The organism is Psychrobacter okhotskensis, from assembly GCF_965638355.1.
Classification (GTDB): Bacteria; Pseudomonadota; Gammaproteobacteria; order Pseudomonadales; family Moraxellaceae; genus Psychrobacter; species Psychrobacter okhotskensis.
The window spans coordinates 1,929,455-1,952,358 of record NZ_OZ281822.1; the positions used below are offsets into that span (position 1 = coordinate 1,929,455).

Below are 22,904 nucleotides of genomic sequence, written 5' to 3' on the forward strand. Positions count from 1 at the left end.
TGCTAGCTTATTTTAACAATAGCAGTGCTCTTTTTCAGCGCTACTAATTTGCTTCAATACGTATCAGTGCCCTTGAATAACGGGTCAAGTGCCATTATAAATAGCCAGTATGTAAGCGACATTCTCAAATAACGATAAGGATACGATGATGAGCGATAACAACAACCCAAAAAGAGACGTCAAAGTGACCGAGTTAGTCGCCAATGACGGTATTTTGAAAGGCAAAAAAACCGACGTGCAAAATCCTGAGCTTTGGGAGTTCCCAATGAACTACCCACTGAGCATCATCGGTCATGAAGGCGAGCATGAGAATTTGCTGAATGAAGTGAAGCTCATCCTCGGTAGCCAGTTCCCAGAGTTTGATTTGGCATCTATGGAAGTTAAACCGTCAAAAACAGGACGTTTTCATTCGGTACGTGCCAATCTGTATTTAACCACTGTTGAACAAGTAAATACGCTTTATGCCTCACTAGACGATGCCAAAACGGTACGCTTGGTTGTATAAACAGGTAATGCGTGTTTAGAAAAAAACAACCCTTTTTAGGTCTAAATCGTCACTCATATGGGTGGCGATTTTTTGTTGTCTGCGGTACAATCTGCATCCGAATTATTACGGTGATGACCACAACTATCACTCGACCCTTTAGCAAATAATAAAAAGCAAACGACCATCCATTTTTACAAAAAACTTATTATTTGTGTCATTCGCACCTAACCCTTGCCCCGTCGTCCTTTGCCAAAATTTGGACGCGCTTTCACCCCTTAGCAACATAGTTTGCTACTAAAATCAATATAGTATTTTCAAAATTTTCCCGCTATATTGTGCCTACCTACTAATAAATACGCTACATGTAGTGCTCAATGATTTTTATCATTATTTCGAGCAGCTGGATGCTTTTGCCATAAAAAAGCACTGCTAAGCTATTGATTATTAGTAGTTTGATTATTCATTTGATAATAAACGTTTCGCGGACTTAACCGCTTAGCGAATAATATAAGCAATCATCTAAGAGGCTAGCATGACACATATCGACAAAATCCAAGTGACCAAACGTGACGGACGTTTAGAGCCTATTGATTTAGACAAAATTCACAAGGTTATTGCCTGGGCAGCGGACGATTTGGATAACGTGTCTGTGTCACAAGTTGAGCTAAAGTCGCACATTCAGTTTTATGAAGGTATCAAAACTCGTGATATTCACGAGACCATCATCAAGTCTGCCGCTGACCTTATCTCTGAAACCACGCCTGACTATCAGTATTTAGCCGCGCGCTTGGCCATCTTTCATCTGCGTAAGATTGCTTATAATAAATTCACTCCGCCGCACCTATATGACCATGTCAAAAAACTGACTGACGCTGGCAAATATGATCAACATATCCTAGCCGACTATAGCCGTGCTGAATTTGACGAGTTAGAAGAATACCTCGACCACTGGCGCGATATGAATTTGGCTTATGCTGCTGTTGAGCAAATGGCGGGTAAATACCTCGTGCAAGATCGCGTCAGCAAAACTGTTTATGAGAGCCCGCAGTTCTTATATATGCTGGTCGGTATGTGTCTGTTCGCCAATTACGACAGAGCTGAGCGCATGAGCTATGTGAAGCGCTTCTATGATGCGACTTCAGAGTTCAAAATTTCGCTACCGACGCCAATCATGTCAGGTGTGCGTACGCCATCACGCCAGTTTAGCTCGTGTGTACTGATCGAATGTGGTGATAGCCTAGATTCAATCAACGCGACCACTAGCGCCATCGTACGCTATGTATCGCAGCGTGCTGGCATCGGCATCAACGCAGGTCGTATCCGTGCCCTTGGTAGCCCTATCCGTGGCGGCGAAGCGCAGCATACTGGCTGTATCCCATTTTATAAACTGTTTCAAACGGCGGTGAAATGCTGCTCACAAGGTGGCGTCCGTGGCGGTGCTGCGACCCTATTTTACCCATTATGGCATTTGGAAGTGGAGTCATTACTGGTACTCAAAAACAACCGCGGCGTCGAAGACAACCGTGTTCGTCATATGGATTATGGCGTTCAGTTAAACAAAACGATGTATACCCGCCTCATCAAAGGTCAAGATATCTCGCTATTCTCACCGGGTGATACCCCTGGCTTGTATGATGCCTTCTTTGAAGATCAAGACAAATTCGAAGAGTTATACACCAAGTACGAGAATGACCCAAGCATTCGTAGCCGTCAAATCCCAGCGGCAGATTTGTTTAGCCTAATGATGCAAGAGCGCGCCAGCACGGGTCGTATCTATATCCAAAACGTCGACCATTGCAACACTCATAGCCCGTTTGATCCGACGGTCGCTCCGATTCGTCAGTCAAACCTATGCATGGAAATCGCCCTACCGACTAAACCACTGGATAACATCAATGACGAAGAAGGCGAAATCGCGCTTTGTACGCTATCAGCAGTTAACTTAGGTAAAGTTGAAAACGTCAGCGATATCGAAGAGCCAGCAGAACTCATCGTCCGTGCGCTTGATGCCCTACTCGACTATCAAGACTATCCGGTGAAAGCTGCGCAAAACGGCAGTATGCGTCGTCGTACGCTAGGTGTGGGCGTGATTAACTATGCTTATTACCTTGCTAAAAATGGTGTACGCTATTCAGACGACAGCGCGCATGGTCTAACCCATCAAACCTTTGAAGCATTGCAATTCTATCTCTTAAAAGCCTCAAACAAATTGGCAAAAGAGCAAGGCGCGTGCCCTGCGTTCAATGAGACAACTTACTCGCAAGGTATCTTGCCGATTGATACGTACAAAGCCGACTTGGATAAAATCTGCCAAGAGCCGCTACATCTCGATTGGGAAACGCTACGCACTGAAATCACCACTCACGGTCTGCGCAACTCTACCCTAACCGCCTTGATGCCGTCTGAGACTTCTAGTCAGATTGCCAACGCGACCAATGGTATCGAGCCACCACGCGGTCTGGTCTCTATCAAAGCGTCAAAGGACGGTATCCTCAAGCAAGTCGTGCCTGAGATTGCTACCCTAAAAGATCAGTACGAGCTACTATGGCAAATGCCGAACAATGACGGTTATTTAAAGCTCGTCGCTATCATGCAAAAGTTCGTCGATCAAAGCATCTCTGCCAATACTAACTACGATCCGGTTCGTTATGAAGGTGGCCGTGTACCGATGAAGATATTGCTTAAAGATCTGCTCAACGCTTATAAGCTTGGCGTGAAGACGTTGTACTACCACAACACTCGTGATGGTGCGAACGATGCCCAAGCGGATATGGAAGATGATTGTGCTGGCGGTGCATGTAAGATCTAGGTTTGCTAGAGAAGCTCTTTAAATAGAATTTCTGATGAATGGCGGGTTTGGCTTTTGGGTCAAACTTGTCACTTCTTTCTATATGTATGAGTTTTTTAAGTTCTTGAACTGGATTTTAAAAATGTAATTTTATATATAACAATAAACATTAATTACTTTGGTAAATAAAATGGCAGAACTAGCTTCTCAACCTACATCAATTCAATCTATCTATGCTTGGTATAACGATGGAAAGATAAATGTCAACCGACGTTATCAAAGAAAATTAGTGTGGACATTAGAAGAAAAACAAAGGCTGATAGAATCAATTTTAAATAAGTACCCTATTCCTGCAATACTAATAGCAGAGCGAGAACATTCTGGGACTTATGAAATTATAGATGGCCTTCAAAGACTTCATGCAATTATATCTTTTATACAAAATTCGTTTTCTACTCTTGATGGAAAATACTTCAATTTAGAATTTTTTCCTACAGCTAAAGCAAAATCTGATGAAGGTATGTTCACACCGTCGGATTCAGAGTTATTACTCAACAGAGATGAAGTATCTTTGATACTAGATTACACTCTCGCTCTCTCTATTATGCGAAATGCAAGTAAAGCGGAAATTAATGATGTATTTGCTCGTATAAATACTTATGGGCATCGTCTAAGCGATCAAGAGAGACGACAAGCTGGCGTTCAGAATGACTTCTCAGAAGTGGTACGAACTATTGCTTGTCAAATTAGAGGTGATAACTCCCTAGATGTCTTACCCTTAAGCCAAATGCCTTCTATTAGTATAGACTTGCCTATGTCTAATCATGGCTATGATGTAAAAGCAGAAGAGGTATTTTGGGTGCAACAAGGTATTCTTCGTTCAACTGATTTAAGAGATAGCATGGACGAACAATGCATTGCTGATATCGTAGCATCAGTTGTTGGTGGTGAATTACTTACAAGATCAAAAGACGCTCTAGATAAAATATATATAGATGATAGTGCTCAAAGCAAAAGAGTTTTAGACGCACTAGATGTATATGGTTCTGACCGCATTGTAGAAGAATTTAAATATTGTATAGCAGAAATTGAAAAAGTAAGTAAATCTGGAAGTGGTGACAAACTTCGAGATATTATTTTTAAAAAACCTACTTCGAATGGATTTCCTTCGACATTCTCAGCTCTGTTCATAGCTTTTTATGAGAAATTGGTTACTGATAGAAAAGTAATATCTGATTATGCAGAAACTCGAAAAGCTCTTACTTATTTGTCTACAAGAATAGAATCAAGTCGTAAAGGTGCCTCTCCAATTGAGAGAAGAAAAAATATCGACATGATAAAAGGACTTATTTCTAGTTTTTTAATCGATATAGCTAATTTAGATCATATATATGGCGCTCATACTCATATTGATATAGAAAACATTATAAGACGTTCTGAAATAGAACTACCCAATTATGAGCTTAAACAAGGGCTACTCCGATTAGATCATAATAGGTCTATCGATGAAAACATGATTACTAAAGTTATTAAAACTATATGTGCTATAGCCAATAACGGTCCTCATAATACTGGAACAATTATTATAGGTATTGTTGATAATGAAAGTGATAAAAATAGAGTTTGTGACCTAGATAAAATTGAAGCTAAAAAAGTTGGTAGGAAATATATTGTTGGTATATCACGAGAAGCTAAAGTACTAGATATTACCGTAGAAGAATACTTTGCTAAATGGAAAGATGGGATAAGAAACTCTGCATTGTCTGAAGTTTTGAAGGATCAAGTTCTGTCTAACATTGATTATAATGATTTTTTTGGTTTAGGTCTCATTATAATTAATGTCCCCCCTCAGAAAGAAGTCTCTTATTATGAAGATGATATATATTTTCGTTCAGCAGATGAAACTACTAAGGCAGAAAAACCAAAAAAAATCGCAGATATAGTTAAAAGGTTTTGAAAGTAGTTAATAAATCTAATTAGCATAAATAAAGTGCGCCCAGCGCACCGATAATATAGAAATTGTGTATAAAGGTGCGCGAGGTGTACTCTACGCCTACTACGTCAAAATGTTGGGCTTTGAATCAAGTCATGAATAGAGCAAAAAGCACCTGTGATGAGTGCCAATTATCATACTTTAAAGATAGCTTAAAGATGTCAGGCTTGTGTCCAAATTGCGCTCACAAACTTTATGGCTATCCAAACTGTAGTCATCGTTTCGAAAAAGGCATGTGTATAGAGTGTGGCTGGAATGGTCAAGAGTCTGATTATATAAGAGAGTTATAGTTTATCTAAGTTAAGTCAGGATAAGCTACAACTTAACTCAATTTATAACCTAGATCTAAACGAGATAAGCCACATGTCCGATACTTTATATGATGCAAATGATTTGCGGATTTATACCCACCATTCATTTGAAATAAGTGACAAGTTATCCGAAAACTTAGATTTTTTTCTAGAGTACAAAGGCAATGTTTACGCGGGTACTACCTTTTCACTAGATTGCGTGATAGCTTCTATGGACAACACTGTCATAGATTCACCATTTAGCAACTACTTTTGGGCGCCCTACACTATAGTCATCAGAGAATTTTCTAGTGAATACTTGATAGCATCAATACTAGACATAATTAGTGATGAAACTGTGGTACTGGAAGACGTTGTTTGTAAGCAGCACTGAACTAAAATACTTCATGTATCTAAATTTAATTTAGTAGTAATTAAGACCTATCTTTCGTGCTAATATTAGCCCTATATTTAGAGCGTAATATTAGCGGAGAATGAATTATGCAACCGATATTTGCGACACAGACAGCCAGTATCTCAGAGTTAAAGAACAACCCTTCGGCACTGATTAAGCAGTCAGACGGTGAGTCCATTGCTATTTTAAACCACAACAAACCCGTAGCTTACCTAGTCTCAACAGACGTATTTGAGCGCATGATGGAAGCGATGGACGACATGGCATTAAGCCAAACGGTTAGCGCCCGAATGAATGACGGGCAAACACCTATAAAGGTTACATTGGATGACTTATAGTCTTGAATTTCATCCCTTAGCATTAAAAGAATGGAAAAAGTTAGCGCCCAGTATTCAGCAGCAGTTTAAGAAAAAATTACAGCAGCGCTTATTAAATCCTCGTGTTCCTGCGTCGAAACTTTCAGGACATACAGACGCCTATAAAATCAAATTACGCACCATAGGCTATCGTCTGGTTTATACCGTCAAAGATGACGTGGTGGTGGTTTATGTGCTAGCCGTAGGCAAAAGAGAAAACAATAAGGTATATGAAAGCCTTGTATCGCGCCAACCATAATTGAAACACAGACAGAATAGAAATGATGGAGGTCATAGACGTGCAATATACCGCAATCATCAAAGACGGTGGTTTGTTTATCCCTAACGTATTTTCAGACCTAAACGATGGCGGCTCGCATATCGTACAAGTAGAAGTAGACATCGAGGAAGTTCGTCAGCAATTAAGCGAAGGCGCTGTATCAACACTAGAAACACCAAAGAAAGACACCGCAAAAGCACCCAAAAAACCAGTAAAGAGAGCGACCAAAAAAGACGCACAGAAAGAAATACAGCAACTGTCAGATGATGAAGGCTTGAGTGCGCTGCGCAAAAGCGCAATCGATGAATTGGAAGCATTGGATGATGTGGAGCTGAGCGAGATATTTAAAGCGTATATGAATGATGGACAGACGTCAGAACAGATATCGTTAGAGAACTTGTAATCCAATCCAAGCAAACCCAGTCAAATCCATATAAATTAATAACCGTATCACTTATAAAGGCAGTCCCATGACTTATTCGATTTTTTCCCAAACACCAAATGACGCCATGAAAGAGCCGATGTTCTTTGGTCAGCCAGTCAATATTGCCCGCTACGACCAACAAAAGCACCCCATCTTTGAGCAATTAATTGAAAAGCAGCTGTCATTCTTTTGGCGTCCAGAAGAAGTCGATGTGTCAAAAGACCGTATGGACTACGGCAATCTGTCCTCGCATGAGCAGCATATCTTTATCAGTAACCTAAAGTACCAGACCCTACTCGACTCTATCCAAGGTCGTAGCCCAAACGTCGTGCTACTGCCGCTGGTATCGATTCCTGAGCTGGAGACATGGATTGAGACGTGGTCATTCTCTGAGACCATTCACTCACGCAGCTATACCCATATCATTCGTAATATCGTCAACGATCCCGGTATTGTGTTTGACGATATTATGCAAAACGAGCACATTTTAGAGCGTGCTTCAGACATCGCTCAATATTATGACGAGCTGTATCGCAATTCGCAGCTGTATAGCCTGTACGGTGCTGGTACGCACAATATCAACGGTAAAGAAATCACCGTTGATTTGAGGTCACTTAAGAAGCAAATGTATCTGTGCATTATGGCGGTCAACGTCTTAGAAGCCATTCGCTTTTATGTGTCGTTTGCCTGCTCGTTTGCCTTTGCTGAGCGTAAGCTGATGGAAGGTAATGCCAAAATCATTAAACTCATCGCTCGTGATGAAGCGCTGCATTTGACTGGTACGCAGCATATGCTAAACCTCATGCGCAACGGTCGTGACGATCCCGAGATGGTCGAAATTGCCGCAGAGTGCTATGAGGAAAGCATCGAGATATTCCGCAAGGCGGCTGAGCAAGAAAAAGAATGGGCAGGTTATCTGTTCAAAGACGGCTCGATGATTGGTCTGAATAAAGATATTCTGTGCCAATATATCGAATACATCACCAACTTGCGTATGGAAGCGGTGGGCTTGCCATCAGCTTTCCCGAAATCAAAATCAAATCCGATTCCTTGGATCAATACGTGGTTGTCGTCTGACAATGTACAGGTCGCACCGCAAGAAACCGAAATCAGCTCGTACTTGGTCGGTCAGATTGATTCGGACTTATCAGACAGTGACTTTGATGATTTTGAGCTTTAGGCTTTAGTAGCTTTACGCTTTTTACATAGGATTTATCATGACTTGGGTAATGACCAGTAAAAAACAATTCTATTTGCATGATAATGAGAGTCTACTCGATGGACTGTTGCGCACCGGACATGAGGTCAATTATCAGTGCAAGGAAGGCTACTGTGGTAGCTGCCGAGTCAAGCGCATTGCCAGCTCGCATACGGTCGATTACCCGTTTGCTCCGCTTGCGATGATTGAGGACGATGAGATCCTACCCTGCTGCTGCCGTGTGCAAGGGGTGATTTATATCAACCACGAACCAGTCGAGAAATAACCTCTCATTTATAAAACGTTAAGATCAATAAAAAGCGCGCTATCTACATAAGATAACGCGCTTTTTTTATGCTAATAATCTTTTTGAGCCCTTGCGCCAATTATTCTGACCCAAGAAACTACTGAGCCACGCCATCTTGGTCAAACAGTTTTAGCAGCTCTTCACGCATACGGTCACGCTCGGCTTCTGACATCATGGGCGTCTCTTGTCCACCGTCTTGCATGTTGGGTTGACCAAGACCATTCATGGTCTCATCTTCGATAATAACAGGGCGCTCGACTGGCTCTTGCACAGGACGCTCCTCTAACAGTATCTTCACTTGCGCATTTTTACCACGGCGTAATATCTGGGCGTTTAGCTCAGTATTGGGTGGTTTGCGAGCGACATACTGAATCAGCGTGTTGGCATCGGTCATCTCAACGCCATCAATCGTCAGGATGATATCGCCAACGCGCAGACCACTCTTGGCAGCTGGACCTTTATCGATAACATTTAGCACTTCTACACCCGTCGAGGTTTCAAGCTGCGTCGGATCCCGAAGCTGCGACTGTATCTCAATACCTAGCCAGCCGCGACTGACCTTACCATCTTTGATCAGAGCATTCATCACTTGCTCAACTAGGGCGGTCGGGATAGCAAAACCAATGCCCATCGAGCCACCAGAGCGTGAGTAAATAGCCGTATTAATACCAACCAATTCACCGCGCGCATCAACCAGTGCGCCGCCCGAGTTACCGGGATTGATAGCGGCATCGGTTTGGATAAAGTCTTCAAACTTATTGACCCCAAGTCCAGTACGACCCGTTGCTGAAATAATCCCTTGCGTCACTGTTTGACCGACACCGAACGGATTACCAATCGCTAATGCAATGTCTCCCACTTTAATAGGTTCTTCACGGAAGCCTAACGGTGTCAATCCAGTCATGTCGACCCGAATCACTGCCAAATCACTGTCTGGGTCGGTACCGATAAGCTTAGCGCGACTCTTACGACCATCATTAAAGGCAACGGTAATCTCATCTGCCTTTTCGATTACGTGCGCATTGGTGACGATAAAGCCGTCTTCTGACACAATCACACCCGAGCCCAAGTTGGTTGGGCCTTGATCTTGTGGCGGTCCACCATGGAACTCAAAGAAGCGGCGCAACACAGGATCATCCATATAAGGATGCTCCGCCATGGTCTGTGTCGTATAGATGTTGACCACTGACTGCGACGCACGGCTAACGGCATTATGATAAGAGGAAATAGGCGTTGGCGTATCGGCTACAGGTTCCGACGCTGCCTGCTCAGCAGCCGAGGTTCTTGGTGGCTCCCAAGTGGCTTCTGACGGCGTTTTCATACTGGTGAATAACCAGATAAACGCTGCAAGCACTAACAGTAATAAAATCCACGGTAACCATTTTAATAGAGACGTCTTGTTGTTGGTGTTCGGGGCTGGCGACATAGATAAAACCTCTATAAATTTGATACAAACAGGCAATGACCAATAAGATGAGACACTTTGTGCTAAGTAGATACTATTGAGTGGCTGGCTGTGCTTAACGGATTACAAGTATGGATTACAAATATGGATTACAAGCACTGATTAAAACCTAATAATCAGGCAAACTCACGTATGCGAATTATACCCGCCCATGCCTTTAATTGGTAACGTATCGTGTACCATTTGAGTTATTAGCCTTGTCTACTCTTTGACACCACCATGTTAAAATGATGACTATAAAAAGGCATCTGCTTTTAGTCATGATTAATCAAGCGCCACATTGACCAACGAAATCAATCAATCAAATTGATAAATTGGCGCTATAAAATGAAACATGATAAAGATGAAACGCCATAACAATACAACGCCACGACAAGGAAAAACGATGACAGCCAATGATAGCTTAACTGTCCCAACCAATACAATTGTTACCGCGCAAAGCTTAGCCACTTTTTGCGACGAGTATCTGTCTGCTAGCGCCTTTCAAGACTATGCGCCAAACGGTCTACAAGTAGATGGCGGACGTCCGATTCAGCGTATCGTTACGGGTGTGACCGCCTGTGAAGCTTTAATTGATGCCGCTATTGCTGATAACGCCGGCGCTATTGTGGTGCATCATGGTTATTTTTGGAAAGGGGAACCCGCGCCCATTACGGGTATGAAAGGTCGACGTATCCGTAAATTAATGCAGCACGGCATATCGATGCTTGGCTATCACTTACCCCTAGATGCCCATCCAGTTATTGGCAACAACGCAAAACTTGCCGACTTGCTCGATATGACAATTATTGGGCCCCTTTATCCTCATGAGGCGCACCCTGTTGGTAATATTGCGATTTGTGAGCCACAGAATGCTCAAAGTCTTATTGCTCAAATTACCAAGGCATTAGGGCGTATACCCTTACATATTTCGGCCAACTATAAAACCGCTACCAATACTGATGATGAGCGACCGAACGATAGGCTTATCGAGCGTGTGGGCATTTGCACAGGCGGCGCGCAAGACATGATTGAGCAAGCGGCCTTGATGGGTTGTGATGCTTTTATTTCTGGTGAAATATCCGAGCGTACCACCCACCTTGCACGTGAGCTAGGCATTGATTATTTTGCTTGTGGTCATCACGCAACTGAACGTGGTGGTATTCAAGCATTAGGCGATATCATTGCTCAGCAATTTGGACTACCAGTAACATTTATTGATATTGATAATCCAGCCTAGCTTTTACAATCAGTCATTACACTTAGTCTTAGTCTTAGTCATTACGATTAGTCATTATAAAGATGAGCAAAACAGTGCACTCATTCGAATAAACGATATTCAGTCTGTTACGCATGTTAATAAAACTTTAGCGAATGTAGCGATAACGAGTGGATTTCTTACCGTCTATAGCCTAATTGTTAAGTTTTATCGCTCTTTTCTTAACTTAACTTGAATAATCTACGATATAACCGCATATTGGTACTTGAAGAAAGAACGTTTTGTCATGAAACTTCCCATTTATTACAGCTTCCGGTTATGGCACTAAAATAATGCTGGTAGTTGTTTAAGACTTTATCATGCTACATAAGTGGTAAGGCTTTAAACCGCTATCCATTGAAATACTATGCTTGCACTATATATGTTAGCAACATAGTATTTTTTTATTTTTAGTGTCGCGATGATGGTATTAAATCACCTGTTTGATAAGAAGCGATAAAAATTATCAAGCTTGGTTATTTTACTTACCCTTATTGCTGGACAAGAAACTTTAACAGCCAGCTATCCTATTACTAGTGATTCAAGGTATAGCCAGCCATAAAAGTTAGCATCGTAAAAACAGATGAATGTATTTGCTTAATTAGCAAATTATTATATCAAGATTTTATGCGATGTCTTTGTCTCAATGACTTAATCATGACCTTACCTGTGTTTGACATATAGTTGTTTGGCCACTAGCCATATTTAGTTATCGATGAAGGAATCATCTGATTTATATCCTTCGCGTCGTTGTGCGTCCGGTTTTTAAAATCAATTTAAAAATAGTATTTTAGAACACTTTGATAATGCATCGATAGCTGGCTGACGACAAACTACCCCACTAACTCTTAGAGAGAGTACGCTAGTGGCGCTATAGTCAAACAAATAGAGTGGCATTTGTCCCATTAAGAGATGCGACTTTATTTAAGAGGCAATATCAATATATGTCAATATTATGGTCATATGTTTGTATGTGTTTTTGCGGTAAGAAGGATGGCTAAAATTAGGAGACATCCATGCAGCGTATTACTTATCGTGTAAAAGTATCTGCGCAAGGGGCCAAACGCCGTATCTCATATTTACTGCGTCCGTCCAAACGCCTACTGAACACTAAAAGTAACCTCGTTACATTCGTTAACCCTGTTACCTCAAGTCGTTTTGCCAGAACCAAGAAACTGGCACAAGTCTCTAGTATCGCCCTGCTCTCTTTGCCTGCTGAGAGCTTTACCACCATGGGTGCGCAGGTGCCAGCCTATGACCATGTCATGTTGGAGAACACCTTGACCATCGCTGCTGTCCCTGGAGATAGTACTTATTTTGCGACGGACGGTTTTCAGCACGGCTTTGGTTATGATTTGGTACGTACCTATGCCGATGAGCTGGGTGTGGACGTCGATCTAAAAGCCTATGCGACTGAAGAAGCCGCACTCAAAGCGGTAAAATCAGGTAATGCTGATATGGCGTTGACGACTGCCAGCACCCAACTCAAAAGCCAGCTGAATTTGTCTTCTGTCAATGTTAGCTGCGGCTATGATGCCAGTTTGACCAAAAACGGTCTACATCCAAAAGTCAGTTGGACATTTAATTCAGCCAATGATCCGCTATCACAAAAAGCCAGTTACTTCCTATGCGACAGTATCAAGCTTCAAAACACCCAAAAGCTGGCCGCTTTTTATAATCAGAACTTGTTAAAAGATGCGTATAGCCAAGACCATTTCCAAAAAACGCTGACAGAAAAGCTGCCTGATTATCAGTCGTCTTTTGAAGAGCAAGCGCGCAACTACAATCATGATTGGGAATTGCTGGTGGCGATGGGCTATCAAGAATCACATCTTGATGCCAATGCGGTATCGCCGACTGGGGTACGCGGCATTATGATGCTGACCAATAACACCGCAAAGGCGATGGGCGTGTCTAATCGTGTCGACCCTTATGAGAGTATCGGTGGTGGTGCGCGTTATCTAGAGCAAATGAAATCAGACTTTGCCGATGTACCCAAAACCGATCGTATTTGGTTTGCACTGGCGGGCTATAATATGGGGCCGAACGCAGTAAAAAGCATTCAGCGTAAATTGAGAGCTCAGGGCATCGATGACAAAAGCTGGGCGAACGTTTATGCCTACCTTGCTGAAAATAGAGCGTCTAATAGCCGTTATGGACAAGCGATGCATTATGTCAGTAACATTAGGAGCTATCTTGAAACTATCAAGACGCAAACCGTTTAATGACCCTTCTTTTTGGTTTAATGATTCTTCTGTTTTAAAGCCTGATAGTAGAAGACTCATAGTAAAAGCTTCGTAATAAAAGCTTTTGAATAAAATACGTATAAAACTTTTCCAATAAAAAAGCTGCTCTTTTATAAGAGCAGCTTTTTTGATTTTTAACCTGTACTAAATGCGACTATATTAGCGATTTGGTACGGTTAGACGCTGACCACGCTGTAGCATGGTATCAGCTTTTATATTGTTCATATCCGCAAGCTCTTGAGTCGACACCCCATACTTACGGGCGAGACCAATCAAACTATCCCCTGAACCAACCGTATAGCTTACCGTTGCTTTAGGGACTTTGATGGTTTGGCCACGCTGTAGCTGAGCATTGGTCGCGAGATCATTGGTCGCTGCCAAATCTTCGACTGCAATACCAAACTGACGAGCCAGCGCGATTAAGCCATCGCCTGATTTGACTTTATAACTCTCAGTATTGCCCAGTTTTTTGCCACTACTGGCTGTACTGGTCGTGGTACTAGCAGCGCTGTTGCTAGTACTTTGATTACTAGTACTAGAAGTAGCTTTGGCAGGAGCACTACCGTTAGCAGGAATGGTAATCGTACGACCCAATATCAAGTTAGAGTTGGTTTTTAAGTTGTTGGCTGCTGCCAAATCGCCCAAACCAATATTGTAACGTTGAGCGACACCCGTTAAGGTATCTCCTGATTTTACTTTATAACTGACCGCCTTGTCATTTAACTGACGATCAACCAATTCCTTAGAAGCTGGAACTTTGATCGTTTGACCGCGTTGTAGACGCGCCTTAGCATCGAAGTTGCTATTCACCGCAGCCAACTCTGCCGCACTGACGCCCACACTATTGGCAATGCCGATTAAGGTATCACCTGATTTTACTTTATAGTTGGTCGTTGGTACTGAAGAGCTTGCGCTACTAGTCGAACTACTAGTACTAGTGCTGCTATTAGTAGAATTAAAATCTACGCTAGCCGGTACTTTTAACGTCTGACCCACGTATAAAGAGTTAGTAGTACCGATGTTGTTAAGACTGGCTAAGGTTTCGGTTGAGATATTAAATTGACGTGCTAAGGCAATAAGACCATCGCCTGCTTTGACTTTGTAGTTCTTAGTCGCTGTCGACGACTTGCTTGGTTTAGTCGATGGTGCAGCAGGTGTCGTTGCTGGCGCCGTGACCTTACCGGGAATCAACCACAGCTTTTGGCCTCTCAGCAAGTCAGCGCGACTGCTGAGGTTGTTATAACTTGCGAGTTGGGTCACTGATAAACCGAAACGATTGGCCGTACCAATGAGCGTGTCGCCGCTTTGTACCACATAGCTCTCAGGCTGGCTAGCAGCGCTTGTGCTACTGCTACTTATCGGCTCAATGGTTTTAGCATCATATAAATATAATGTGCTGCCAGATAGTAGCTTAGCGCTAGCATCTATTTGGTTCCATTCAGCGATGTCACGCCAGCTTACACCAGCACGAGTGGCGATGTTTGATAAGGTATCGCCGCGTTTTACGGTATAAGTGGTGCGCGCGCCTTGTGGCTTGGGCTTACTGACTGAGGTTTTTGGGAAGCTCAGTTTTTTCTCTTCGCCGCGCGCTTCTAGAATAGACTGCTGCGTCTGTACTGCAGATAAATTAATATTACCATCCGCATTGATGACGTTGGTTTCAGCCGTACTGTTACGAATTTGATTGGCAATAAAGTCACGCTCTTCTTTACTTAGCGGTGGCTCTTGGACAATGGTATTATTTTGGGTAATCTGCGCAGAGGTGGTCGGTAGACTGTTGCTACTTTTGAGCTCCGCATTGATTTTGTTGGTTTCTGCCGTGGTCAGTGGTGGCTCAGTACGCACAGCGGCATTGTTACTATAGACAGAGCTGCTCGTCGGCGTGGCTGATGGTGAGATATAACTGGTCGTTTGCTGAGGCACACTGGCGCTCGCTGCATAATCTGCAAGTGCACTACCTGTAGACGGCAATGACGTGCCGGTGGTGTACGGCTTGCTATTGTAGCTTGGCGTCGTTGGTGCATTCGGGTTAGTATTACTCGTAGCAATGACATTACTACTACCGTTCCCTCGTAATGAGCTTAATTTTGCATCAGTATTAAGGCTTACATCATTCGGAATAATGATACGCTGCGGGCCTGAGGAATCAACACGGGCTGACGTCAGCGCAGTATTCAGCCTTTCTAATTCGTCGTAACTGACGCCTGTTACTTGCGATACTTCAGCTAAGCTAACGCCATAGTTCACTGGCACACTACGGAAATGCTGACGGTTGGCAATAGCAGGCAAGTAGACACCATATTGCTCAGGTTTTGCCACAATTTCAGCCACTGCCAAAAAGCGTGGTACATAGTTCATGGTCTCAGTCGGTAATCTGAGTGACCAATAATCAGTTGGTAAACCGCGAGCCGCATTGGCATCGATTGCTTTTTGCACGCGACCAGGACCCGCGTTATAAGCGGCCAAGGCCAGCTCCCAACTACCGAACTGATTATGTAGGGCTGTCAAAAAGTCATATGCAGCGCGGGTCGATTCGATGACATCACGGCGACCGTCGTAACTACTGCTTTGATTGAGACCATAAATACGGCCCGTACTCGGAATGAACTGCCATAGGCCAGCGGCCGCGGCACTACTGGTACCACTTGGATCATAGGAGCTCTCAATCACCGGCAATAATGCAAGCTCAGTAGGGATATTACGACGCTCAGCTTCTCGTACGGTATGGTATAGATAGCGACTGGCACGTGCCGTTAAACGGTTTAGATAATCCTGTCTGCTAGTAAACCAACCTTTTTGCCCTTCGATACGTTGGTTATAAACAGGCTGTCCACCGTTCATGCGATAGCCTGCACGTAGGCGATTCCACAAGTCCCCGTATTGTTGAATGGCAAGTTTATTACCTTCAACCATCGTCATGTCGGTCGCTTCTAACAAATCGGCCAGCTCGTCTAAGCTCTCGGCATCTAAAAACGCCGTTGAATAATCAGCGTTCGTGCTTGGCTTAGCAGCTTGAGTGGTAGGACGTTTGGTAACCACAGCTGAGCTGTTGGTCATGCCCTTATTTTTTACCGTTGACGTATTACTACAAGCACTGATAAGTAAAGTCGATACCGCGAGCGTCAAGGGTAAGGCAATAAATGAGCGAGAGTTTGATAGCACAGTAGACATGATATTGGAAGTTTCCTAACGACAAGAATTGATAAGGTAATATTGAGGGCTAGTATAGTATGCAATGTTAAACAAAGACTAGCCTAATATAAAAGATAATAATCAGCTATTACTCTAAAAGCCACGACGACATGATAAACGTATGTAAAAATCGAACGTTTAGACGTACAGCTACTAAAACTTTGGATGATTATTATCTTTTTTATAGCTCAGCGCTGAATATAAACGATAAGCCATCACTACTGACTATAAGCATTGATTACAAGTACTAAATGCTTAGTTAATAGCGACTTGTGATACAGCACGTAGCAGGACGGCATTACCAGTAGACAGAGTCAGAGTGACGCGCGAGGTGGTAACGAATGACACATTACGACCATCTTTTACCCAGCTCTCATTGGTGGTAACATTTGCCTTAGCTTGATTGCCAGTGATAACAACATTATCTACCGAGATATCGTAGCGATAATTAGACGTATCATTCCAGCTATTTTGTAATAGCTTTAAATAAGCGTCTTTGTCTAAGCTGGTAGATTTGCCTTTTCTTGATAATGAAATCAACGCATCATCAGAGACCAGACGCGCGACTTGATTGATGCTTTTATTATTCGCTGATGACTTCATGGCAGCTGCATAGCTTTGCACCAAATCTTCGGTCATGGTTGCCGCTTGCGCAGTGATGCTGACCGTACTTGCTACAGCAACAACTGCTGCTAGACCAGCACTTTTTAGCAATAGAGCCAATAGCCCTTTTCCCCATAGTCGTTTCATGATAATCCTTAGCGATACTTTTTCGTTGTTGTCATTAATTGACGTTTGGCATTTACTTACTATTTAATTGCGCTTTGCTGTTTGTTTAAGACTGTTAACAGCATACTCGAATAGTGGCTTTAGCCTATCACTCAATTCTCACAGTCATGTGACACCCTGTGTAATTATTGCGAATATCATTTTACTATGAACGTCTTATACCTTTACTACCCTACAGCACTTATTACTCTAAAGCACTGACCATACGTCAACAGCACTGTCATGACTCAGAAGCCCAACGTATGGCGCATCAATGGTAATGCTATGGCTTATGTATTACTGTCTTCATACTGCTCATCATCGCTCAGCTTCATGCCCAAACGCTCTACGCGTCTGTCCATCATTTGCCGTGCGAGCGCCTGCATATCTTCAACGCGGTCTATTTCATCAACAATTTCTAGACCCAATAACGTTTCGAACACGTCTTCTAAGGTGACTAGCCCTTTTACTTCACCATATTCGCCCACGGTAATGGCAATATGGATACGATTCTTTAGCATAAGCTCTAGCAAGTCAAACAATTTCATTTTTGAAAATACAAAGGTGATATCGCGTTTAAATTGAGTCAATGGCTTATGCATAGCGTGATTGACTTTCGCCAACAACATATCTGTTTTTAAGACAAAACCAGTAATATTGTCCAAGTCACCATCATAAATCGGTAGTCGTGAAAAGGTTAGTTTAGGACGATCAACCAACAATTCAGCCACGGTCTTGTTTTCTTCGAACGCCAGCATCACCGAGCGCGGCGTCATGATATCTTCGACTTTAATAGCGCCAAATGCGAGTAAATTACGAATAATTCGAGATTCTAGTGGGTCAATTTGTCCAGACTCTTCACCAATACTAGCAAGCGCGGCAAACTCACGACGGCTAAACACATGGGTCTCTTTACCACGTACCAATAGCTTAGTCAGACGCTCCGAGAACCAAATGACTGGGTATAGCGCAACAATTATCGTGCGCACAAAGTAAGCAACTAAGCCACTTAAACGGCGCCAATACATCGTGCCTAACGTTTTGGGGATAATTTCAGAGAATATCAAAATAGCCAAAGTCATAATGGCCGAAAAGACACCAAACCACGTACTGCCGAAGACAATCGTGGCCTGTGCACCAGCACCAATAGAGCCGAGCGTATGAGCGGCGGTATTTAGTGTCAAAATAGCAGCCAGCGACTGATCGATATTGTCAACTTTTAGCTGCTTGAGCATTTGGCCTTTTTTGGGATTGTTTTCTTGAATATCTGCAATGTATGAAGGCGTCATGCTCAGCAAAACAGACTCAGCCAGAGAGCAGATAAACGAGATGCCAATAGCGATCAGCACAAACAAGATAAGCAGCAGTACACTGGCAGCAGTCGGTTCTGCTAAGCCTTCAGCCGCCCATACCGCTTTTGGCAACATAAAAGTGGTCAATACAGTTAGCAGAGACAACGATTTTATGCCCAAGCCTAAGCGAGGGTTATGGCGCATCGTCGGGGGAGGTTCAGCAGAAGCGTCTTTACGACAAGCGCGTGGACGACACAAACGAGGTATAAACATAGAAGTGGTGGACAAGTTAGGTAACCTAAACATAAAAGAGAAAAAGGAATCGGGAGATAGAATAAGCAAACCACATCGGACAACAAACCATCTATGATAAATCTAAACCGTACTTATAAATGGTCAATTAACGCAGCTTTCTTATCCTCTATTAGCACTTATTATATAGGGCGTGTTGAACATTCACAAATAGGCACTGCTGATTGCTAAAATGGTTTCATACAAGGCGCAAGTCGACGATAATGTTAATACCTTAGCTAGACTTGCAACGCAGTATGAGGCGATTTTAGCATCAGCCCGTAGGGACAGGACTGTTTTTTGCCGCTTCTGTGTTAAAAATAGACGTTTAGAAAGACTAAACTTAAGATTTTTAACGTTGAATCGCCTAAAAAATAGTCTCTGTCAGTGCCATGGTCGAATGTTCAACACGCCCTAGTCAATCCAAAATAATATCGATAAATTGATAAAAGCAAATCAAGTACAAGCATTATACCAGTATGGTTAACAAGGTTGATGCTGTCGCGGTTTTATAGTGGGCAGAATATGGCTCAATAGAGAGTGCACTAAATACAGGCAATCATTGTCTTTTGATAGTAGCACTGATGATGTGAATGCACAATAAGTCACTATTTATTAAAAAGGTTGTTTTGAGCCATTTTGTTGAGCGCTTTGCTCAACTTGATAGCATTTTTTAAACAGATATTGCTAGCGATAGCGCGCTAATAATGCTTACTTTATTAATGAGGTTTATAACTAAGGGTTTGCACGAATTCAACTCCTAGACCTTATAAGACGTACCCTTATAAGACGCACCCCTATTTTTGTAATAACGATAAATCTGAAATAAATCTCAGGGCACATTCTCTCTTTAAAAATGATTAAAAAATTAAGATAAATGTGAGGGTCTGTTGAACATTCAAATATTAGGATTGCTGATTGCTAAAATCGTCCCAAACCTTTTATCAAATCAGGCGTAAACCGACGATAATGTCGAGACCTTAGCTAGGTTTACAACAACGTTTGGGGTGATTTTAGTATCAGCCTTTCAGGGCAGGGCTATTTTTTGCCAATACATGGCGAAATTATCTAACCTAGAATGACTAGGCGTTAAGAATTTCACTGCGTATTGTCTAAAAAATAGCCACTGCCAGTGCCACATTTGAATGTTCAACAGACCCTAAGTAAACAAGCCAAATACTGTCGATAGTATATGCGTATTTGATGGGAGTTGGCCTAGATATAGCCATTTTTAAACCTTCATTATGACTATCTCTAGAATTGAGGATGCGACCTAGTATACCAGTACGTTAAGAAAAACACGCCTAGCCTATGATTAACAGTTACCAAGTCTAGGATTTTTTGTTACTATGCGTTTAATTTATTATTATCTATGACTCACTGAGAGAAATTATGTTTTTATTTATCCAAGCTGCTCATGCCGCCGAAACTGCTGGTGCTGCATCACTATTTGGCCAAATTTTATTACCTGTTGCTTTTTTTGCCATTTTTTACTTTTTGGTTATTCGCCCACAGTCTAAGCGTACCAAAGAGCACCGCGCCATGGTCAGTGCGTTGACTGTTGGTAGCGAAATCATCTTTGCTGGTGGACTGATGGGTCGTATCAAAGCCATAGAAGGCGATTACGCGGTTGTTAGCTTGAATAATAATACGGATGTCAAAGTACAACGTGCTTCTGTCATCTCAGTATTGCCAGCTGGCACTATCGAAAGCGTTTAATCGTTATTAATAAATCTGATAATGATTGAACATTAGTTGTTACTAATTGATGGCAGTTATGAATTAATAGTTGTAATAACTTTAAAATGACCGTACATTATTTACGGTCATTTTTCGCTTTACCTTTTACGCTTTACTATCATCGCGGATGATCGCAATGGTGCATGATGACGACTGCTAAATACCGCACTCAACCATTGCTATCGCTAACTTCCCATCTGCTAACTTGTGGCCTGCGTCGCCAATAGTTTATCAACCTAAAGAAGTGATTATGCAATATCCCGCTTGGAAATACTTACTGATTGCCGTCGTGCTAATCATTGCCGGTCTGTATGCTGCTCCTAACCTCTATCCTGATGAACCTGCCGTACAGATTACAAGTGCCGCAGCAGGTACGCAGCTGTCTGATGGTATTTTAACCCAGTCTCAAAGCTTACTCGAAGAGGCTGGAATTAATAATCATGATGGTACCTTTGAAGGCAACAGTGCGCTGGTACGTCTTGATAACCCGGTCGAGCAGCTCAAAGCTCAGGAAGTACTGCGCCAGAATCTGGGCGAAGACTATGTGGTCGCGCTTAACTTAGCGCAGACGACCCCGCAGTGGCTGCGTGATATCGGTGCTAAGCCGATGAAGCTTGGTCTCGATTTGCGCGGTGGTGTTCGTTTTGTACTAGAAGTTGACATGGACAAGGCTCTCGATCAACGCCTGACTAGTGCGAGCCGCGATGTACGTCGTGACCTACGGGCTGAGCGTATCGCGATCAAAGGCATCAAAACTGAAAACCAAGGCATCATGCTGCATTTCGCTGATACCGATGCGCGTAACCGTGCACAAAATGTCTTGCAAGGCTCGATGGGTAATACCTTCAGTTTACAGTCTTCTATTGATGACCAAGGCCCTGCCCTGATTTTGGCGTACAACGATGCCACGCTAGATGAAATCAATAGCTATGCGGTCAATCAAAACTTGACGACCCTACGCAATCGTATTGCTGAGCTTGGCGTCACAGAGGCCTTAGTACAATCACAAGGCGCGAGTCGTATCGTCGTAGAATTGCCAGGTGTGCAAGATACTGCAGAAGCCAAACGTGTGCTTGGTCGCACAGCGAACCTTGAGTTCCGGATGGTCGCTGAAGATAGTGAAAACTATATGGGCGGTATTCCTCCTGCTGGTACCGAAGCATTCCCGTTTGAGACGCTTGATGGTCCACCAGTACTTTTAGAGCGCCAATCTATCGTCACCGGTGATAAAGTCACTAACGCGCAGACGGGTATTGATGAGAGCGGCTCACCTGAAGTCAGCATTACTTTGGACAGCGCTGGTGGCAAGCTGATGCAAAACGCCACGCGTACTGCTGTTGGTAAACAGATGGCCGTGCTATTCATTGAAAACAAGCAACGTATCACTTACGAAGAAGATCCAGCGACTGGCGAAACAGTCGAAGTACGTACGCCTTATGCTGAAACCAAAGTCATCAACCGCGCTAATATTCAAGCGGTACTGGGCTCCTCTTTCCGTATTACTGGTCTTGATAGTAGCGCAGAAGCGGCAGAACTTGCATTACTCCTACGTTCAGGCGCCTTAGCCGCACCGATGTATTTTGTAGAAGAGCGCACGATTGGCCCCTCATTGGGTCAAGAGAATATTGACAAAGGCCTGTTTTCTACGCAGGTAGGTTACTTATTAGTCTTTGCCTTTATGATCATTTTCTACCGTCTGTTTGGGGTCATTGCCAACGTGGCGCTAGCGATTAACGTCATCATTATCATTGCCATTATGTCAATTTTAGGCTCATCACTGACCCTACCCGGTATTGCCGGTATCGTCTTGACCATCGGTATGGCAGTCGATGCCAACGTGCTGATTTTTGAGCGAATACGTGAGGAGCTGGCAAATGGCGTCCGACCAAAATCCGCCATTGTGGCCGGCTTTGATCGCGCCTTTAGTAGTATCTTCGATGCCAACATCACCACCTTATTGGTCGCCTTTATCTTATTTGCGATTGGTACCGGTCCGATTAAAGGCTTTGCGGTCACTTTAGCTATTGGTATTGTCAGCTCGCTATTTACCGCGATTTTGGTAACGCGTGCTCTGGTACAAATTGCTTACGGTAAACGTAAATCTATCAAACGTTTGAGCATCGGTTAGGAGAAAC

The 22,904-nt window shown here is 43.0% G+C and carries 16 protein-coding genes; 12 read left to right on the plus strand and 4 right to left on the minus strand.

Going from position 1 to position 22,904, the window contains the following annotated elements:
* Nucleotides 1-148: 148 nt before the first annotated feature.
* The 8 genes from ACSUPM_RS08065 to yfaE all read left to right on the plus strand — a co-directional run bounded on the left by ACSUPM_RS08065 (nucleotide 149) and on the right by yfaE (nucleotide 8,517).
* Complete coding sequence (locus ACSUPM_RS08065) at nucleotides 149-505, plus strand: YbeD family protein (protein WP_025653284.1); 357 nt, start codon at nucleotides 149-151, stop codon at nucleotides 503-505.
* 514 nt (nucleotides 506-1,019) lie between these two features.
* Entirely contained in the window at nucleotides 1,020-3,296 is a 2,277-nt protein-coding gene (gene nrdA, locus ACSUPM_RS08070; RefSeq protein ID WP_436879833.1) for a class 1a ribonucleoside-diphosphate reductase subunit alpha, read from the plus strand.
* Between the two features lie 169 nt (nucleotides 3,297-3,465).
* On the plus strand, nucleotides 3,466-5,232 hold the full coding sequence (locus tag ACSUPM_RS08075; protein ID WP_436879834.1) for a GmrSD restriction endonuclease domain-containing protein: 1,767 nt from the start codon (nucleotides 3,466-3,468) through the stop codon (nucleotides 5,230-5,232).
* Between the two features lie 827 nt (nucleotides 5,233-6,059).
* Nucleotides 6,060-6,311 carry a type II toxin-antitoxin system Phd/YefM family antitoxin gene (locus ACSUPM_RS08080; protein ID WP_436879835.1) on the plus strand — a complete coding sequence of 84 codons (252 nt, stop codon included), beginning with the start codon at nucleotides 6,060-6,062 and terminating at the stop codon, nucleotides 6,309-6,311.
* A complete protein-coding gene (locus tag ACSUPM_RS08085; protein WP_436879836.1) occupies nucleotides 6,301-6,588 on the plus strand; it encodes a type II toxin-antitoxin system RelE family toxin in 288 nt (95 codons plus the stop codon). The genes ACSUPM_RS08080 and ACSUPM_RS08085 overlap by 11 nt, the downstream gene beginning before the upstream one ends.
* 40 nt (nucleotides 6,589-6,628) lie before the next feature.
* Nucleotides 6,629-7,012, plus strand: coding sequence for a hypothetical protein (locus ACSUPM_RS08090; protein ID WP_101211035.1), 384 nt, complete (start codon nucleotides 6,629-6,631; stop codon nucleotides 7,010-7,012).
* Between the two features lie 67 nt (nucleotides 7,013-7,079).
* On the plus strand, nucleotides 7,080-8,213 hold the full coding sequence (nrdB, locus tag ACSUPM_RS08095) for a class Ia ribonucleoside-diphosphate reductase subunit beta (RefSeq protein WP_025653278.1): 1,134 nt from the start codon (nucleotides 7,080-7,082) through the stop codon (nucleotides 8,211-8,213).
* A 37-nt stretch (nucleotides 8,214-8,250) separates the two neighbouring features.
* On the plus strand, nucleotides 8,251-8,517 hold the full coding sequence (gene yfaE, locus ACSUPM_RS08100; RefSeq protein ID WP_160020842.1) for a class I ribonucleotide reductase maintenance protein YfaE: 267 nt from the start codon (nucleotides 8,251-8,253) through the stop codon (nucleotides 8,515-8,517).
* Nucleotides 8,518-8,635: 118 nt separating this feature from the next.
* Here yfaE and ACSUPM_RS08105 read toward each other — a convergent pair whose 3' ends face one another.
* A complete protein-coding gene (locus ACSUPM_RS08105) occupies nucleotides 8,636-9,964 on the minus strand; it encodes a S1C family serine protease (protein WP_025653276.1) in 1,329 nt (442 codons plus the stop codon).
* A 424-nt stretch (nucleotides 9,965-10,388) separates the two neighbouring features.
* Here ACSUPM_RS08105 and ACSUPM_RS08110 point away from each other — a divergent pair, with 424 nt between their 5' ends.
* Both ACSUPM_RS08110 and ACSUPM_RS08115 read left to right on the plus strand, forming a co-directional pair.
* Entirely contained in the window at nucleotides 10,389-11,222 is an 834-nt protein-coding gene (locus ACSUPM_RS08110) for a Nif3-like dinuclear metal center hexameric protein (protein WP_025653275.1), read from the plus strand.
* Nucleotides 11,223-12,256: 1,034 nt separating this feature from the next.
* The gene (locus tag ACSUPM_RS08115; protein ID WP_025653274.1) at nucleotides 12,257-13,465 is read left to right on the plus strand and encodes a transglycosylase SLT domain-containing protein; all 1,209 of its coding nucleotides are present in this window, start codon (nucleotides 12,257-12,259) and stop codon (nucleotides 13,463-13,465) included.
* Nucleotides 13,466-13,645: 180 nt separating this feature from the next.
* Here ACSUPM_RS08115 and ACSUPM_RS08120 read toward each other — a convergent pair whose 3' ends face one another.
* The 3 genes from ACSUPM_RS08120 to ACSUPM_RS08130 form a co-directional block, all read right to left on the minus strand.
* Nucleotides 13,646-16,657 carry a LysM peptidoglycan-binding domain-containing protein gene (locus ACSUPM_RS08120; RefSeq protein WP_025653273.1) on the minus strand — a complete coding sequence of 1,004 codons (3,012 nt, stop codon included), beginning with the start codon at nucleotides 16,655-16,657 and terminating at the stop codon, nucleotides 13,646-13,648.
* Nucleotides 16,658-16,933: 276 nt separating this feature from the next.
* Nucleotides 16,934-17,428 carry a hypothetical protein gene (locus ACSUPM_RS08125; protein ID WP_025653272.1) on the minus strand — a complete coding sequence of 165 codons (495 nt, stop codon included), beginning with the start codon at nucleotides 17,426-17,428 and terminating at the stop codon, nucleotides 16,934-16,936.
* 308 nt (nucleotides 17,429-17,736) lie between these two features.
* Nucleotides 17,737-19,011, minus strand: coding sequence for a hemolysin family protein (locus ACSUPM_RS08130; RefSeq protein WP_350588275.1), 1,275 nt, complete (start codon nucleotides 19,009-19,011; stop codon nucleotides 17,737-17,739).
* Nucleotides 19,012-20,421: 1,410 nt separating this feature from the next.
* On the opposite strand from ACSUPM_RS08130, the gene yajC reads away from it, so the two are divergent.
* A complete protein-coding gene (gene yajC, locus ACSUPM_RS08135) occupies nucleotides 20,422-20,748 on the plus strand; it encodes a preprotein translocase subunit YajC (protein WP_025653270.1) in 327 nt (108 codons plus the stop codon).
* Nucleotides 20,749-21,019: 271 nt separating this feature from the next.
* Nucleotides 21,020-22,897: a protein translocase subunit SecD gene (secD, locus tag ACSUPM_RS08140; protein ID WP_025653269.1), complete on the plus strand. Its 1,878-nt coding sequence runs from the start codon at nucleotides 21,020-21,022 to the stop codon at nucleotides 22,895-22,897.
* The last annotated feature ends 7 nt before the right edge of the window (nucleotides 22,898-22,904 follow it).